Here is a 16,346-nt window from a genome sequence, read left to right as displayed (position 1 = left end):
GTGTTTGGATGGTGGAGGAGTATAAAATGTTGTTAGAGTTTATAGTATTATCGGTAATTGGTATTGTTTTTTTATAATCGGCTGGCTTATTTGGAAATGGGAGAAGATAAATCTCATACATAACTACCATTATAAGAATGTAGCAGAAGCGGATAAAAAAGCATATACAGCACTCATGGGAAAAGGTGCGATCACAATTGGAATAGGAATCATTCTTACAGGAATTATTGATTTTATTACACAGACTGGATGGGGGGATTGCATTTGGAGGTTGTTTTATCGGTGGATTGGGGCTCATGATTTATGCAGGGATGAAATATAATTAGTGGAGATGATGAATATGAATATAAAAACAAAGCAATTTCAGATATTAACCGATATTAATCTTGTATGGAATTTTATGACAGATATATACGATCCTTATTTCGCTAATGGAGCGGCAGCTCCTTTTTTCGAGTATGCGCTTACATCTAAATGGATGGATAAAGAATATCTCCATTTGAACAGGCTCTGGATGGCTGGAGATATAGTAGTGGGGTTTGTATTTACGGAAGCTGTTGTCACGAGTGTCTTTTTTAATTTACGCCCTGGATACGAAGGACTAGCTGATGAAATGGTTGAGTATGCACAGAACAGCTTCCCGGATTTGGGCGGAGAAAGAGAATTAGTGATTTTTTCAGGCCAGGAAGCGCTGATACGGGCGGCAGAGAAGGAGGGATATAAGGTATCATATGAAAATGCGGACTTTCTCTTTGATTTCAGGAAATCGGGATTAAGTTATGATCTCCCGGAGGGATTTCATTTTGTTGACCCGTTTAAGTGTGATTTGCTGAAACTTGCCAAATGTACATGGAATGGTTTCAACGCCGAGGAACTTGGACCTTTTAAAAACTGGAATATTCCGGATTCCGAAACACCTTGGAATCCGCATAAAGCATATACTGGTGTGGTGAATTCTGCGGTCGCGCCGCCGCCACACGCAACCCATGAGTATAATGTCATTATTGCCGATGAAAATGAAGATTACGTGTGTTTTTCAGGAATGTGGTGGGTTCCGGAGAATAAGCTTGCCTATATGGAACCGTTGTGTACGGTGCCGGAATATCGGAGAAGAGGATTGGCAGCGGCAGCGCTGACACAGCATTATAGACGTTTAAAAGTATTAGGGGCAGAATACATGACTGGCGGCGGTGATGATTTCTACAGAAAGGTAGGTTATGGAGAAGGTATACACTGGCTCCATTGGAAAAAGCGGAGAGGACATAATTGGCTAATGGAGGTGTGTTAATGAAATACGAAATAGCAAAAAAAGAGAACATTGAACAAATTTATCAATTGGTACAGAACACGATTAACGCTATTTACCCTTTATATTATCCTCAAGGAGTAGTTGAATTTTTCCGTGGGCTTCATTCAAAGGAAAGCATTGCTGCAGATATAGAAAATGGCTTTGTTAGAGTTTTGTTATCGGGTGATTGTTTAGTAGGAACAGGAAGCTGCAAGGAAAATCATATATCAAGACTGTTTGTTTTTTCCGATTTTCAGAAAAAAGGATATGGCAGTTATATTATGCAATGTCTTGAAAAAGAAATATCTCTTAATAACACCAGTATTTACTTAGATGCTTCGCTTGCGGCAGCCTGTTTTTATGAGCATAGGGGATATCAAACTTTAAAGCATGAAGAATTATTTATCAATGGAAATGTAAGGTTAGCTTATGAAGTAATGGAGAAACATATAGCAGTTCCTAATACAGATATTTTTTATGATGGAAAATGTTTTATACCAGAGATGAATACTGAAAATGGTGAAGTGGATAATCAAACGCTTTTTTTATATCATCAAAATGAGAATATTTTATGGGCGGATTACTATGGCGGAGAAATAAAAAAAGGAAATATAGTTGGAACGGTTGCTTTGAATGGAGAAATAGATTTTTATTATCAGCATATTAATTTGAGCGACCAGATAAGAATTGGGAAATGTCACAGTGTACCACAGATTTTAAGTGATGGTAGAATAGAACTGTCAGAACAATGGCAGTGGCTGAATGGCGATAAATCAAAAGGTTCATCAATCGTTGTAGAAAAACCCAAAAATATCTATTAGGCTATCTTGGTAAGGATAAGATAACCTTGCTTGGTCATTCTTGGGGAACATATTTCGGATGTAACCTTGTTCTTGAATATCCCGACGGATTATAACATAATTGCAGCAGTTGTATTTAATCCATATTACTCACTTGGAGATATTTACAATAACATCACTTCGGATTACAGCGTGTATTTGGAGTTTTTAGGCTCAAAGGAATTTGAAAAATTTTCATTACTTGGCAAAACTGACTATAAAGTGCCATTTTATAATCAATGTTAACAACTTAGTAGTGGTATGGTATCAGTAGCGAAAATACAGCATTAAATTAACCGGAATATAACAAATAGTATATTTGATGAAAGAAAAAAGGGCAGACTTCCCCCTTGGTGCTGTAAGCAAATTTTAAAAATATTTCTCTGACGTCATGTATCATAGAAATGTAGGACATCACCACCTTTCAGAAATGATAGTTAGTGTGTTGCCTTGTTATTGTAATGATGCTTTACCTTTCTGGGAATGTCTCGTGGATTTGACTCCCCACAACCTTTTTTATCCCGTACCCGATGTGATATGGCAAAGCGAAATATGCCCTGAATCACGGTGAATTTTTCGGTAAGCGTCTCAGAATCCATATATTCCGGCAGGTGACGGCTCAGGCATCCAACGAGTTCATTCATATTTGTCATGTATCTGTGCTTATTGTTTTTCTGGTTAATGGTATGGTCGATGATTCCGTCCGTTTCCCTCTTGATTGCAAGGGTGAGGTTCGCGAGCAGTATGGATATCCAGAATTCCTGAAGGACCGAGTTCTCGGAATAACCACGAAAGTTCGTAAGTCCTATTTTTTCCTTGATCAGCTTGTAATCTTCTTCCACCGGCCATCTAAGAAAGTAGCACTGACGGAACAGATCTTTAACTAGGCCAAAGTCATTTGTGATCAGTGTTTCCAGTGTCCCGCTTGGAAGATAGAACTTTAGGACGCGGACTTTCCTGTCATCCAAAACGAGAATGTGGTCGGTAGTCCCATACTGGTCTGTCGGTGCGGGAATTGCATCGATTGTATTGTTAAACTTAGATCTGAGCCGGAAGAGATACCCGGCATGGATCGTGTCTTCGATATAAGCGATCAATTCTTTTGAAGCATATCCCCTGTCGAAGACGAACATGGTGTATAATAAGCTTGCCCGTGCTTTGTTTTTGATATTGTCCATATGTCTCATGGCAAGTGTACGCTCATCCAGATGGATTGGTTCGAACTGGGCATCAAGGACGCGGTCATTGAGAACGTCAAAAGCAACACTGGCAATGGCAGTGGGAGAGCTGGCACCTCTCCCTATGCTGCCGTATTTATCAAGGAGGGCTTTCCGGTTGGGCAGTGGGATTTTAGAGCCGTCAATAGCTATGATCTGCCGTCCCCAGACACCCAAGAACCGTGTATGGAAAGCAAAGGAATCCTGACTGCAGAGGAAATCCAGTGTACGCTCAAAAGCTTCTTTGAAAATGGAATGATTAATTTTAGAACGCGCTTTGCTGAAAGCCTGCTGTGAGCAGCTGACAGAAGGTGCTCCCGATTTCAGTTTGAGTTCATGGAAAAAACTATCCAGGGACGCGGAGATTGTCTTTTTAACATTGCTAAGTAAAAGTTTGACTAAGGTCCAGTAAGGAAGTTTTCGGCAGTTACGGGTAAAAGCACCTTTTTGTCTGCGCGCCCTGTCTAGGGCATTTGGGTCAAGCAAAGTATCGCAGATAATATCGGCAAGAATCTGTGTTAGTTTCATAAGAAGCAGCTCCTTTCAAAATGTACTATAATCAGGGGCTGCGCCGCAAATCTTGGTTATTTTGTCAAGAATAAATGTGCCGAAAATTCAAAAAAATTTTTGTGCAATATTTTGCACTTGTTCATTAGGAGGAGCTACAAAGAAGACACAGAAAAATCCTGTGCCGATGAAAAGATGATATAAATTTTAGAATGACAAACACTATATATTGTGGTTGCTTTGATTAAGTTGTTAACATTGATTTTATAATATAAACGGAGATAGGGATTATCAGACGAACTTTAGCCTTGCACAGAAATATTTTGACGAAATAAACGCTCCGTACAAGCAGATGTTTATTATGAAAGACACTACACATGGATTGCTTGAATCAAAATCGGAAGAATTTTCAGATATATTACTACGGCTATTAAAAATCGACATTTTTAATAGCCGTACTTTTCAATGTATTTTAGCTTTTGATGCCGAAAATAGCAGGATACTTTATCTTCGCATTTCTGTAATCTATGTATAAATCTTCTGCTTTATTACGAATTTGCTCCCTTGTATGCGGAATTATTCCGCTGTGTATGTTCTGTTTTAAACTGTGGTTTAAGCATTTCATCAGGGTTTATTTCCGGTGAGTAGGGGTGATGTGAAGAACAGCTCAAAAGGTATTTGATAAGAACAGCGTTTATCTTCCCACCAAGAAAATCGGCAAAAACAATCCCAAAGCCGCCGAGATTGAACCAGACAACACCGCAAGGCAGAATCCTGCAAAATTGTAGGATTATTGCAATACTACAGTAGGATTTGCGTGCTATGATTTTCGTACATGGAAAGTGAACTTCCGGATTCATTTTCGATGTACGAATTTTTATATGAAGAAAGAGGTGTTGTATCTGTGAATTTATTGGAAGTAAAATCAATTTCTAAAGTCTATGGAGAGGGCGATACCGCTGTACATGCCCTGAAGAAAGTTAGTTTTTCGGTGCCGAAAGGAGAATTTGTGGCAGTCGTCGGGGAGTCCGGTTCCGGAAAGAGTACCCTTCTTAATATGGTCGGCGCGTTAGATACGCCTTCCTTTGGCAAAATATATATCGGCAGTAAGGATATCTTCGCGATGAAGGAGAAAAGCCTTACCGTCTTTCGGCGCAGGAATATCGGGTTTATTTTCCAGAGTTTTAATCTGATTCCGGAGCTGACGGTGGAACAGAATATCATCTTTCCGGTACTGCTCGACTACCAGAAGCCAAACCAGAGATACCTGGAGGAGTTGCTGGCAGTATTGAATCTTACGGAACGCCGGCATCACCTGCCGAGCCAGCTCTCAGGCGGTCAGCAGCAGAGAGTGGCAATCGGACGGGCGCTGATTACCCGTCCCGCTCTCATCCTGGCGGACGAACCAACCGGGAACCTGGATACGCAGAACAGCAGGGAGGTTATCGGACTCTTAAAAGAAGCTTCAAAAAAATATGAACAGACGATCATCATGATCACCCACAGCAAGGGCATAGCACAGACAGCGGATCGTATTTTACAGGTATCGGACGGAGAAATGACAGATTTTGGGAGGGTGCAAGACGTCCGGGGGACGTCTGTTATGCACGGACCGGAATGGAAAGGAGACAGGGAATGAAAAGTTATCTCAGCCTGATTCCGATCTCTGCACGTGTACACAGGCGGCAGAATCGTATGACACTTCTGTGTATTATCATCTCAGTGTTTCTTGTTACGGCTATTTTCAGTGTGGCTGATATGTTTGTCCGGACAAACAGCGAATCCCTGCAGGAGAAACACGGAAACTGGCATATCCGGGTCAACGGTATTTCACAGGAGACTGCAGAAAAAATCGCGCAGCGTTCAGATGTCGCGGCCATCGGTTGGTGTGATTTCTTTAATGTGGATGCGGATCAGCCCTATTATATCGGCGAAAAGAAAGCCGTCTTGTACGGCGTGGACGACACCTATATCACTCAGCTTGTCAATGCGCTTGAAGAGGGAAGTGTTCCGCAGAACGATAATGAAGTGATGTTAAGCAGCAATGCAAAGCTTGCTTTGGACGTACAGGCCGGCGACCAGGTGACGGTGCATACGCCTGCCGGGGATACGGTTTTTACGGTATCTGGCTTTGGCTCCGATGATAAAGAATATTATAGGGGGCAGACGTATCTGGCTGCCGTGTACATGACAAGAGAGGCGTATCATGCAATCATGGAGGCAAATACAGTGGGAGAACATCCATCCTGCTATGTGCAGTTTCAGAAGGCGTCTTCCGATACTGCCGCAGAGATCAGGGAGCAATATGGACTGGCAGATGAGGATATTTCTGACAATACTGCTACGATGGGACTGTCAGGGCAAAGCAAGAATAAATCTATACAAAATATATATGGAATCGCAGCAGTGTTGTTTGTCATGGTATTATTGGCAGGAGTATTGATGATATCCGGAAGCCTGAATAGTAATATATCTCAGCGGACAAAATTCTTTGGCATGATGCGCTGTGTTGGAGCAAGCCGCCGGCAGATCATTCAGTTTGTGCGGCTGGAAGCCCTGAACTGGTGCAAGACGGCTGTACCTGCGGGAGTCATCTCAGGCACACTGGTCAGTTGGGGGATATGCGCGTACCTGCGCTATGGTATCGGAGGAGAATTTGCCGCCATGCAGGTATTTGCCATAAGTCCTGTCGGATTGCTGAGCGGCGTATTGGTCGGTGTTGTTACTGTTTTGTTAGCGGCGCAGTCACCTGCAAAGAGAGCGGCTAAGGTTTCCCCTGTTGCAGCGGTTTCCGGTAATTCAGAAACCGTCCCGGCGAGGCGGCGTGCGATCAAACGGGAAGTTGGAAGAGTAGAAAGGACGCTGGGTATTCATCATGCAACCGCTTCTAAAAAGAACTGGTTTCTGATGACGGCATCTTTTGCACTTACGATTATTCTGATTCTATGTTTCTCGATTGGTATGGATTTTGCAAAGGGGCTGATGCCGACGCTGAAATCCTGGCAGCCGGATATTACCCTGAACGGTTATGCCAATGCGCTGGTACTTGAACAGGATGTAAAAGAGAAGGCGCTGGGGATTCCCGGTGTTAAGAGCGCCTTCGGAACCGCCTATCTGGACAATGTTCCGGCTGTTTCTTCGCGGCAGGGAATCGACCATATTAATCTGGAGTCCTACGATGAGTTTTTATTTGAAAGCGTAAAAGATGAGGTGGTGGAAGGAAATTTGTCTGATATTTATGGAGACAGCGATATGGTTATGACCGTTTATAATAAAGATAATCCTCTGAAGGTAGGAGATACGGTTCAGATTGAAGGAAAAGAGGTTACGATCACCTGTTCTGTCACGGGAGCCCTGTTTCCAAGTGAACTGCTTGTCATCTGTTCTCAGGAAACTTTTGAAAGACTGACCGGAGAGCAGGGACTTACAATGGTCGGCGTGCAGCTTGGCGGCGATGCGGATGACGAGACAGTACGGCAGATCAGTAAGCTTGCCGATAGCGATGTGATGTTTTTAGATGGAAGAGAAAGCAATAAGGGAAGTAATACCACTTATCTTACTGTAAAGGTGGGCGTCTATGGATTTCTGGCAATTATAGGAATGGTTACCTTGTTCTATATCATTAACAGCATTTCTATCAGTGTGGCGGCGAGGACGAAACAATATGGCGCCATGCGGGCAGTGGGCATGGACATCGATCAGCTTACCAGGATGATAACGGCGGAAGCATTTACCTATGCCGTATCCGGTCTCGTGGCTGGCTGCGGAATCGGACTTCCACTCAGCTATTTCCTGCATACTCTGCTGATCACACGGTATTTCGGAATGGTATGGCATCCGCCGGTGACAATGCTGTGTGTTATTGCTGTGTTTGTGGTGACCTGTGCGGCCGTGGCAGTATACGCTCCTACAAAACGGATTCGAAATATGGCGATTACGGATACGATTAATGAACTATAGGGGGAACAAAATCGTAGGAATAAGAAAGATGGCTGCCCGCAGACTGGAGAGGGATATATGTTCTTTTCGATTAAAGAGCTGTAAAGAAATAAGGGGGGGAGATACGGACAATGGATATGGGACTGGTCTTAAAATATCTTGATGATTTAAGTGAAAATAATAACCGGGAATGATATCATGCACATAAAGTGGAAAGTGAAGCGGCCTGCACACAGTTTGAGGAACTGGTGCGGACGCCCATTTTCCGTATCGGGGAATTTGACAGTGCTATTCTGCATAATCAGGCGGAAGACTGTATTTTCAAGCTGGTTCGGTATCCCCGGTTTGGCCATGATAGGTCACCGTTTAACCCATCCTTTCGTGCGCATATTTCTGTTCAGGGAAAGCGGCCTGTTCCAGTGGGATATTACCTCATGATCAGGCCGGGCGGACAGTCTTTTCTAAGGGGCGGATTGTCTACGAATATGTTCAGGGATGCGACTGTTATGATCCGGGATTATATTGCAGAACATGGAGACGAGTTTGGAGAAATCATTCATTCTCCTGAGTTCCTAAAATATTTTGCGGTACAGGGTACGGCGCTGAAAAATGTTCCTGCCGGGTATGATAAGGAGCATCCGCAGGCAGAATACCTGAAGTTTAAAAGCTGGTATCTGAAGTATCCGGTGGCAGATGAGGCACTGAATGATTCCGAGGTTTTTATAGAGGAAACGGTGAGGTTGTTCCGTATTATGAAGCCGTTTAATGATTATCTGAACAAAGCGCTTGACGGATTTCAGATGCCTGCAAGATAGAAACAATTATAGCTCGGATTAATTTTCCTAATTTTGTTTTAGGGCATATGCAAAAACCGCCCCTCAGTCTGCAAAAAAGGGACTACTCCTTGTAAAGGGCGATTACACTTGATAAGATAAATCAATCCAGTGGCAATGCAGAAAGGGGTATATTATGATTCGGAGACTATTAAAAAGCATTCTTGGTGAAAACTTTACGGAAAACAATGCAAAACTGGCTGCTGTAAATTTTGGTATCATTCTGCTGATGTTTGTATTATCCGGCATTATGCTGTTTTTCCTGCCGGAGCAGATTTCCATCCTGCATTCGGGTACAACCTATTATCCGGTTCCCAGTGTTCTGGGAGTATGGCTGTTCCCGGTGATTGCATTGATTGTAAACCTGCTGTTTATCCGGCAGAACCGCCTGTCTAAGATGAACAGCGCCATCTTTGTGATCCTTCTGGCAGCTATGATGGTTTCCTATATAAATATGATGTGAAGGCTGTATTCGGAAAGGCTGTCCTATGAAACGTATCTTATGCAAAATTTTATTTTATAATAAGGCGAATCCGGTGGTCGTTGCTTCGCTATGTTTCATAGGTGCTTATATAGGATATTTAGTCTGGTACATACTGAACCATTATCTTCCGGCTTCGGCAGCAGATAACAGCTATGTGCTGGTATCGCTGCTGTCGGCCTGGTTCTGTGCATTTTTGGGAATCTATCAGCTTCCGGACCAGTTGTGCATGAACCGCCGGATTCAAACGATTCTTTGTTATCCAGTGGAGGTACGGACGATACTAAGTGTCGTGGGAATGAGGGTTTTCCTGCTGCAATCGGGTATCTGTGCCACATTCCTTTACCCGTTTTTCCTCTTTGAAGCACATCACCGGAAAGAGGCGGCTTTGGCAATGCTATTCTGCTGTATCCTGACAGTCGCTTTAGATATTGCAGTTATCCTGTTCTCGATCCTGATCAGCAGATTTTGTGCCAGTGATATCGTGGGATATGCTTTTGTTGTATTTCAATACGGTTCTTTTCTAATACTTGCCTGGCTTGCGGGAAATACAGTTTTTTCATGTTTTCATAAACCTGGATTTTTATCTGACAGTGCCGGAGTTCTGAAGCGATACATTACCGGACAAAGTCCAGCCGCCATGCAGGGATATGAATTACGGAGTATCCTTTGGATCTGGGGCGCAGCATTGACAGGCATGACCGTCTTAATAGCGGTTCTTAAGCTTGCCGCTAAGCATTGGTATGTGCGGGGATATCTGAATGTACAGAGCTTCCGCCATAGAGAAACAGAGAAACAACCATCAGTATCTCATATTAAACACCCGTATTTTCTGCTGGAGTGGAAACGCGTTACCAGAAACAAGGAGCTGATTTTCTTCTCCAATATCAAGAACATTATAACAGTGGTAATCCTGTCCAGACTCCTGTTACACAATTTCAGCCAGTTTGGCCTTAAAGGAACCTGTGTTGAAGAACTGTTTCTGCTGATGTCCTGTTGTTCGGTCAACACCATCTCCAGTACGGCCTATTCCAGTGATGACAATAAATCCTGCTATGCGTTTCTTCCTATTTCCGGGCGAAGGCTGTTTTTATGGAAAACAATACAGGGATTTCTGTGGGGAGAGATTACCGTACTTTTATTTTGGTTTATCCTGATCGGTTTTGAAAGGCCGCCGGTTATGAACACCTTCCTGCTCCTGTTTTATGGCACTTCGATGAATTATGTATGTGTGTGGCTGGGAGTCTGTATTGATTTGAAAATGCCCAGGATCGTAAACAGTACGAACGAACTGCTCCATGGGAACATAAGTAAAGTGATTGTATTGATTACGGCAGCAAGTTTAACAGTCGTGGAAATCATTCTGGTCGGCGGGAAATGGGTTCCTATTCCGCTTCTTCCATTCGCCTGTCTGGCAGGCGCCGGAGTGGCGGCGGGGGAGTACGGTTACTGGAAATTCTGCAAAGGAGATTTTTATGATACAGATTCATGAATTGTCTAAAAGCTACGGCAGCCGGAAGATTTTTGACAGGGTATCCTGCCAGATGGAAAGCGGCCGTATCTATGCCCTTGTGGGGATGAACGGGATTGGGAAAACAACGCTGCTTCGGGCGATTACACAGCCAGAATGCATGGATTCAGGGCAGGTTTTGATTGATCATATTGAGAGCAGCATATTTGAATCAAAATACCGTCTCTTCTATGTCCCGGACAGCAAGGAGATGTTTCTGAATCTTACCGGAAGGGAGTATTTGAGATTTATAATCCAACTGTACCGGCAGAAACCGGAGAAAGCGGAGATTCTGCAAAGAGGATTGATGGGGGCTTTTAAGCTCGATGGGGCGCTGGATGCATATATTGCGAACTATTCTTTGGGGATGAAGCAGAAAATATACATGGCCGCCGCTCTGTTGTCCGGGGCAGGGAATTTTATTTTGGACGAACCGTTTAACGGGCTTGATCCGGAGAGTATCTCGACATTAAAGGGAATATTGGCAGAGCGGCGTGACGAGGGAGCTATGGTTTTGTTCTCGGTTCATAATCTGGAGCTGGCGCGTGGTTTTTGCGATGAGGTAATCCAAATTGATGGGGAGCATAATATTAAGTCTGCTAAAGAATTAAATGATTATAGGTGGGTTTCAGGGGAGACGAAGGCAACAATATAGAGTAAATCAAGTTCAGTGTAACACTGGTGTTGCAGGGTAACAGTTCTGCCGAAGGCTGAACTGTTACGTTACAGGAAAGGAGACAGGTATGAGTATTACTAATTTAAGCAGCATAGGGATGAACCCATATGACTACGCATGCAGCAGAAAGAAAGCGGCAGGTACGAAAAATTTTGCCCAGAAGGCGCTGGGGGCTTCGGAAAAAAAGAATGCGGCTCAAAAAAACGGTTCATCTTCATGGGCGGGGGATATGGTAGTCTCCCAACCGCCGAATTATTCTGGTTTTACATATGACAACAGCGTATCTAAGAAATCCAAAGAAGAAATGACCATGGACGAATACAAACAGTGGTTCATGAATGAAATGTCGCAAATGCCCGTCAGCGGATGGTATCGCTCTACCTGCGTGGGAGGAACACTGACAATTACGGAAGAATGTTTTGAGAGAATGAAAAATGATCCGGAGTGGGAGAAAACAGTATTGGGTATGGTAAGGAACATGTATTCCAGTACCGGTCTTATGGGTTCTAAGATGATTGGGAACCAGGTCATCGGAGCAACGCCGGAACAGTGCTACGGGGAAGGGATACCTGTTAAAGATGATTCGCCGCTTAACACAGACAATGAAAAATCATGGTGGGAGAAACGCCATGAAAGGATGGAAAAGCTGATGGAAGAACAGGAAAAAGAAGCATTGAAAAGGGTACATGCCAGGAAAGCTGCGGTACAGGAGGATTATTTGGCAGATCTGGTGGTGAGCGAATAGTGAGGAGAAGGGGGTTGAAGACGATTATCCGAATGGCAGCATCTACTTGTTGTGCCTGCCTGGTTGCGCTGACGGGATTCGGGGTTTGGCGTAGCGGAATGTTGACCGCACTGCCTGAACAGACCGAAGCAGGCGCATTAAATCTGGGTGTAAAAGAGACCTCTGTTGAAAGCAAGGGCGAATCCCCTGGCAATATGGCCGCCAACAACAAAATCATTGTTCATCAGATCGACTGGAGCCCGTCCGACGAAATCAAATTTGATGTTCATGAGGATGATTTTGTGGTTATGAGCAAGGCGGAAATAAACAAGTATTATGGAATCAATATTTTTCCGACCGTTCCCGATGACCTTAAGGAATGGGAGGACGAAGAATTTGGTGTTTACAAACGGAACGGCGGTACAGGAGAGATTTATTTTGACTTTAATATATTGAATTATTCCAACGAAACGTTCTCAAAAGGAATAAATATTGAAATTCAAAAGGGCTCTCTGCCCACGAGTGACTGTGTTTTTCTGGATGAATATATCGAAAAATCCATAATCAACAATGTCGAGGTGGCAATCGGACAGGATACGAATAACGAATATTATTTTGCTGAGTTCCTGCTTCATAATGTCGGTTTCCGATTCATAGTGGAAGGCTTGACACAAGATGAGTTTGTAGCTGTTATTTCCTCGTTGATCCAATAATTCGTATGAAGAGGCGTTTATTACAGACAGAGTGGGAAACCTATTTTCAAATGGGCTTTTCGCTCTGTTTGCTTTTGTGCGAAAAGGGACTATTATAACTTCTAATTGCTTATTCGCCAACCATGAACTTTCAGACATCCCCTTGACAAAACTGCTATTTCTGATTATACTGTACTTGTTATATAAAGTACAGTATAGTAAAGGGATGATGAATTGCACATCGTGATATCAAACAGTTCTGACTTGCCGATTTATGCGCAAATTAAAGATCAGGTAAAGGAGCAGATATTGTCCGGCGAGTTGATCGAAGATGAAATGTTACCCTCACTTCGGCAGTTGGCAAAAGATTTGAAAATAAGTGTGCTGACGACTACAAGGGCATATAACGAATTGGAACAAGAAGGATTTATAACAAGCCGACAGGGTAAAGGTTTTTTTGTTATGTCAAGCGGCTCAGATTTAATACGCGAACAGCTTATCCGTGATGTGGAGCTAAACCTCACGAGAGCGATACAATCAGCAGGGCGAGCTGCAATGACTAATGATGAAATTATCAGCCTGTTGCGGCTTTTGTTGGAGGTAGAAAATGATTGATAATTATTTGGAGTTAATGGGTGTAAGCAAGAGCTTTTCTGGATTCAAGCTTGATAATATCAGCCTTTCCTTGCCCAAAGGGTATATCATGGGGCTTGTCGGCCCGAATGGAGCAGGAAAGACAACAACGATACAGCTTATTCTCAATATGCTGGAAAAGGACGCTGGAGAGATTTTGGTTTTCGGAAATGATAATGTAAAAAGCGAAAACGCCATCAAGCAGGATATTGGTGTTGTGTTTGATAGCATGTTTTATGTGGATAGCTGGACGGTAAAGGACACAGAAAAAGCAGTATCTATTTTTTATGAAGGTTGGAAACATGATGTTTTCAACGAAATGGTAAATCGTTTTGAATTGCCGCAAAGTAAAAAGCTGGGAGAGTTTTCAAGAGGTATGCAAATGAAGCTAATGCTTGCTTGCGCTTTCTCGCATAATGCAAAATTACTGATACTTGACGAGCCGACAAGTGGCCTCGACCCTGTGACCAGAAGTGAGTTTTTAGAAATCCTGCAAGAATATATAAAGGATGGCGAAAGAAGCATCTTGTTTTCCACTCACATCACAACAGATTTAGAACGCGTTGCCGACTACATTACACTTGTGAATAGTGGGAAATTGATTTTTACTGGCAGCATGGAGGATTTATTGAGCAGTTACCGGTTTATTAAGGGCAGACCGCGAGATTTAACAGCCGAACTTGAAAAAAGCATCATCGGTTTGCGTAAAACCGATATAGGCTTTGAGGGGCTTATCAGCGCAAAAGAAGCGGCAGGATATAAGAATTGCGTCCTTGATACCGCAACGATTGACGATATTGTTATCAGCATTAGTAAAGGGGGTGCGAGAAAATGACAGGTTTTTTGAGGATTACAAAACTGGATTTATTTACAATGAAATCACAACTTGTCATGTATTTATCATTGGCGCTAGTCGTGATGATGTTTGGCCTCATGGGGTCATCTGTTACAATATTGTGTATTACTGGTGCATGGTTTGTGGCTCTTATGTCATCTAACATTTTTGCCATACAAGAAAAGAACAACCTTGACCGCCTATATGGTTCGGTTTCCGTTAGTTTGAAAGACATAGTGCTGGGACGATATGTTTTTTCCTTTCTAAACTATTTCATATCCTTCCTCGCAGTGATTATTTTGCATTTTGGCTTTGCAACTTTTCAAGACAGAACAATAGAGTTATCTGAAATTGTGCTTGGATTTAGTGCGTCATTTTTAGTTTTCTCTACTATTACGGGAATACAAATGCCTATATATTTCAAAATGGGCTATACAAAAGCAAAGGTTTGGTCTATGGTTCCGTTTGTTGCAGTGATGGCTTTGGTGGCGATACCAGCTTTCGTTCCAGCGTTATCCGGCATTGTTGAGTTTATACAAACTCATAGAAGTATTTTGATTGTGGTTGGTATAGTAGTAAGCTGTATTATCCAATTTCTTTCATATAAGATTTCCATTATTGCTTATCGTAACAGGAAAAGAGGTTGATTATATGAAATGCAAATCTTGTAAAATGCGTATGTCTGATTTCTTTATAACCTTTGATTATGAAAACAACGGTATAACGAAAAAGGCTATGAATGTTCCTGCTTATAAATGTCCAAGTTGTAACAAAGTTATCGTTCCCGATTTGATATTAGGAAAACTGGAAGCCTTTGCAGAATGGGAAAAAAGTAATATTATCGACTATACAAAATGTGAGCAAATGGAAGCTGAAATATTTACGGTTGTGCACAACATATTAGGGATTTAAGCTTGTAGTGGGGAGTGAAAATATCAGTTATCAATGAATATGCCGCCCTTGTGTGCTGTACAGGTATTAGGCAGCTTGAATTTATAAAAATAAAAGCCGCCGTTTTGGTATAAGAAATAATAAAAACTTATAAACTGCTATCGGGTTCCTCGCTGTTTTGTATTTGCTGTAAATCATTTATTTTGACAGCAAATTCCTGAACCGCAGGGGAATCCTCCGTATAACCATTTTCAAGCAGGAGCCAGATGGTGTGAGAATAGCTGGTAATGGCAGTCTCATAGTTTCCCAGTGTGGTCATGAGATTGGCGAGGGTACAGTATGGATAAATGAGCTGGTGCGCATTTTCCGGAAGCATTTTCTGATATATGTCAAATGCTTCATTTAGATGTTCCATTGTCTTGTCCCCGCTTCCCTCCAATAAATAAGCGCCTGCAAGATCTGCGTGAGTAAGGGCAAAATCCAGATTGAGTTTGTCAGGATATGCCGTTTCATAGATTTTTAAGGCATGCTCATGTTCCGGAATAGCCTTTTCAGGATGTTCTGTTTCTGAATATGCCGCGCCGATGTTATTATAAATATATGCTGTTGAGGGATGGTCTTCGCCATAAACAGATATGTTGATCTGTATGGCTTTTCTGTAATTCCTGACAGCCTCCGCAGGCTGTCCCATGTAATAAAAGCAGAGTCCGATATTGTTGTGGATGGTTCCTACCTGCGGGTCATCTGGTCCGTATGCCTTTATGAATAATTCCAGCAGATGCTGAAGGTCAGACAGGACTTCCGGGTAATTGTCCTTTGTCGTAAGTTCAAGAGAACAGATAGAATTCAGGACATCCAGGGTATCCGGGTGGGTAGGGGAAAGGATATTCCATAAAATATCTTTCGCTTCCATCAGGAAAGGCATTGCTTTATCAGGGGAATAGTCCGAGTATATATTCCCGATATGATGAGCAACGGAGGCGCGCAGCAACAGTGTATCATAATCATCCGTGTCTGCTTTGCTCTGATTATATATTTCTTCATATATATTTTCTGCTTCCAGCAAGTGGCCGGTATCCTCTAAAAACATTGCCTTATGTGCAAGGGCGTTTTGTGTAAGCTGGCTTTCCCTGCCTTCTTCCAAAAGCAGCACGTCATAGGCACGGTCAAAGAACGTACCTGCCTTGTGATAATCGGTCTTTAAATGAAATCGCTAATCCCCCAGCTATGCTGGGGAGAATAGAGTAGGTTGTGACGAAGAGGATATTATAAAAAAGCCTC

Annotated in this window: 18 protein-coding genes; 16 read left to right on the top strand and 2 right to left on the bottom strand. The window is 42.7% G+C overall.

Annotated features, from left to right (window positions below):
• The first annotated feature begins 46 nt into the window (after positions 1-46).
• Genes VSQ62_RS30865 through VSQ62_RS32575 form a run of 4 tightly spaced genes read left to right on the top strand, consistent with a single transcriptional unit; the run spans position 47 to position 2,204 of the window.
• Complete coding sequence (locus VSQ62_RS30865) at positions 47-322, top strand: DUF3784 domain-containing protein (RefSeq protein ID WP_334638735.1); 276 nt, start codon at positions 47-49, stop codon at positions 320-322.
• An 18-nt stretch (positions 323-340) separates the two neighbouring features.
• Complete coding sequence (locus VSQ62_RS30860; protein WP_334638635.1) at positions 341-1,288, top strand: GNAT family N-acetyltransferase; 948 nt, start codon at positions 341-343, stop codon at positions 1,286-1,288.
• Positions 1,288-2,109, top strand: a complete 822-nt coding sequence (locus tag VSQ62_RS30855) for a GNAT family N-acetyltransferase (protein WP_160284460.1) — start codon at positions 1,288-1,290, stop codon at positions 2,107-2,109. The genes VSQ62_RS30860 and VSQ62_RS30855 overlap by 1 nt, the downstream gene beginning before the upstream one ends.
• A gap of 26 nt (positions 2,110-2,135) precedes the next feature.
• Entirely contained in the window at positions 2,136-2,204 is a 69-nt protein-coding gene (locus VSQ62_RS32575; RefSeq protein WP_350339939.1) for a hypothetical protein, read from the top strand.
• A gap of 360 nt (positions 2,205-2,564) precedes the next feature.
• Here the strand turns inward: VSQ62_RS32575 and VSQ62_RS30850 are convergent, their stop codons facing one another.
• A complete protein-coding gene (locus VSQ62_RS30850; RefSeq protein ID WP_334638634.1) occupies positions 2,565-3,872 on the bottom strand; it encodes an IS4 family transposase in 1,308 nt (435 codons plus the stop codon).
• 883 nt (positions 3,873-4,755) lie between these two features.
• Here VSQ62_RS30850 and VSQ62_RS30845 point away from each other — a divergent pair.
• From VSQ62_RS30845 to VSQ62_RS30790, 12 genes are all read left to right on the top strand, one after another.
• Complete coding sequence (locus VSQ62_RS30845) at positions 4,756-5,490, top strand: ABC transporter ATP-binding protein (RefSeq protein WP_334638633.1); 735 nt, start codon at positions 4,756-4,758, stop codon at positions 5,488-5,490.
• The gene (locus VSQ62_RS30840; RefSeq protein ID WP_334638632.1) at positions 5,487-7,811 is read left to right on the top strand and encodes an ABC transporter permease; all 2,325 of its coding nucleotides are present in this window, start codon (positions 5,487-5,489) and stop codon (positions 7,809-7,811) included. Before VSQ62_RS30845 ends, VSQ62_RS30840 begins: the two co-directional genes overlap by 4 nt.
• Before the next feature lie 188 nt (positions 7,812-7,999).
• The gene (locus tag VSQ62_RS30835; protein WP_502957885.1) at positions 8,000-8,605 is read left to right on the top strand and encodes a DUF2461 domain-containing protein; all 606 of its coding nucleotides are present in this window, start codon (positions 8,000-8,002) and stop codon (positions 8,603-8,605) included.
• A 154-nt stretch (positions 8,606-8,759) separates the two neighbouring features.
• Entirely contained in the window at positions 8,760-9,086 is a 327-nt protein-coding gene (locus VSQ62_RS30830; protein WP_160284463.1) for a hypothetical protein, read from the top strand.
• 25 nt (positions 9,087-9,111) lie between these two features.
• Complete coding sequence (locus tag VSQ62_RS30825) at positions 9,112-10,596, top strand: hypothetical protein (protein WP_334638631.1); 1,485 nt, start codon at positions 9,112-9,114, stop codon at positions 10,594-10,596.
• The gene (locus VSQ62_RS30820; RefSeq protein ID WP_334638630.1) at positions 10,580-11,269 is read left to right on the top strand and encodes an ATP-binding cassette domain-containing protein; all 690 of its coding nucleotides are present in this window, start codon (positions 10,580-10,582) and stop codon (positions 11,267-11,269) included. Before VSQ62_RS30825 ends, VSQ62_RS30820 begins: the two co-directional genes overlap by 17 nt.
• Positions 11,270-11,357: 88 nt before the next feature.
• Entirely contained in the window at positions 11,358-12,035 is a 678-nt protein-coding gene (locus VSQ62_RS30815) for a hypothetical protein (protein ID WP_334638629.1), read from the top strand.
• 14 nt (positions 12,036-12,049) lie between these two features.
• Positions 12,050-12,727 (top strand): hypothetical protein, encoded by a 678-nt coding sequence (locus tag VSQ62_RS30810; protein WP_334638628.1) that lies wholly within the window; start codon positions 12,050-12,052, stop codon positions 12,725-12,727.
• 222 nt (positions 12,728-12,949) lie between these two features.
• Positions 12,950-13,321: a GntR family transcriptional regulator gene (locus VSQ62_RS30805; protein ID WP_497854193.1), complete on the top strand. Its 372-nt coding sequence runs from the start codon at positions 12,950-12,952 to the stop codon at positions 13,319-13,321.
• The gene (locus VSQ62_RS30800) at positions 13,314-14,174 is read left to right on the top strand and encodes an ABC transporter ATP-binding protein (protein WP_334638627.1); all 861 of its coding nucleotides are present in this window, start codon (positions 13,314-13,316) and stop codon (positions 14,172-14,174) included. The genes VSQ62_RS30805 and VSQ62_RS30800 overlap by 8 nt, the downstream gene beginning before the upstream one ends.
• The gene (locus tag VSQ62_RS30795; protein WP_334638626.1) at positions 14,171-14,821 is read left to right on the top strand and encodes an ABC-2 transporter permease; all 651 of its coding nucleotides are present in this window, start codon (positions 14,171-14,173) and stop codon (positions 14,819-14,821) included. Before VSQ62_RS30800 ends, VSQ62_RS30795 begins: the two co-directional genes overlap by 4 nt.
• Positions 14,822-14,825: 4 nt before the next feature.
• Complete coding sequence (locus VSQ62_RS30790) at positions 14,826-15,086, top strand: hypothetical protein (RefSeq protein WP_160284469.1); 261 nt, start codon at positions 14,826-14,828, stop codon at positions 15,084-15,086.
• 127 nt (positions 15,087-15,213) lie between these two features.
• Here the strand turns inward: VSQ62_RS30790 and VSQ62_RS30785 are convergent, their stop codons facing one another.
• Entirely contained in the window at positions 15,214-16,209 is a 996-nt protein-coding gene (locus VSQ62_RS30785) for a tetratricopeptide repeat protein (RefSeq protein ID WP_334638625.1), read from the bottom strand.
• Between the last annotated feature and the right edge of the window lie 137 nt (positions 16,210-16,346).

The organism is Sporofaciens sp. JLR.KK001 (assembly GCF_036941055.1).
Classification (GTDB): Bacteria; Bacillota; Clostridia; order Lachnospirales; family Lachnospiraceae; genus Sporofaciens.
Note: the sequence above shows the minus strand (reverse complement) of the source record. Positions and strands in the feature narration are given on the sequence as shown.

Bases quoted from the DNA above. Each gene is read 5' to 3' on its own strand.
- VSQ62_RS30860 (WP_334638635.1), top strand. From the start codon at position 341: ATGAATATAAAAACAAAGCAATTTCAGATATTAACCGATATTAATCTT.
- VSQ62_RS30855 (WP_160284460.1), top strand. From the start codon at position 1,288: ATGAAATACGAAATAGCAAAAAAAGAGAACATTGAACAAATTTATCAA.
- VSQ62_RS30850 (WP_334638634.1), bottom strand. From the start codon at position 3,872: ATGAAACTAACACAGATTCTTGCCGATATTATCTGCGATACTTTGCTT.
- VSQ62_RS30840 (WP_334638632.1), top strand. From the start codon at position 5,487: ATGAAAAGTTATCTCAGCCTGATTCCGATCTCTGCACGTGTACACAGG.
- VSQ62_RS30830 (WP_160284463.1), top strand. From the start codon at position 8,760: ATGATTCGGAGACTATTAAAAAGCATTCTTGGTGAAAACTTTACGGAA.
- VSQ62_RS30825 (WP_334638631.1), top strand. From the start codon at position 9,112: ATGAAACGTATCTTATGCAAAATTTTATTTTATAATAAGGCGAATCCG.
- VSQ62_RS30820 (WP_334638630.1), top strand. From the start codon at position 10,580: ATGATACAGATTCATGAATTGTCTAAAAGCTACGGCAGCCGGAAGATT.
- VSQ62_RS30815 (WP_334638629.1), top strand. From the start codon at position 11,358: ATGAGTATTACTAATTTAAGCAGCATAGGGATGAACCCATATGACTAC.
- VSQ62_RS30800 (WP_334638627.1), top strand. From the start codon at position 13,314: ATGATTGATAATTATTTGGAGTTAATGGGTGTAAGCAAGAGCTTTTCT.
- VSQ62_RS30795 (WP_334638626.1), top strand. From the start codon at position 14,171: ATGACAGGTTTTTTGAGGATTACAAAACTGGATTTATTTACAATGAAA.
- VSQ62_RS30790 (WP_160284469.1), top strand. From the start codon at position 14,826: ATGAAATGCAAATCTTGTAAAATGCGTATGTCTGATTTCTTTATAACC.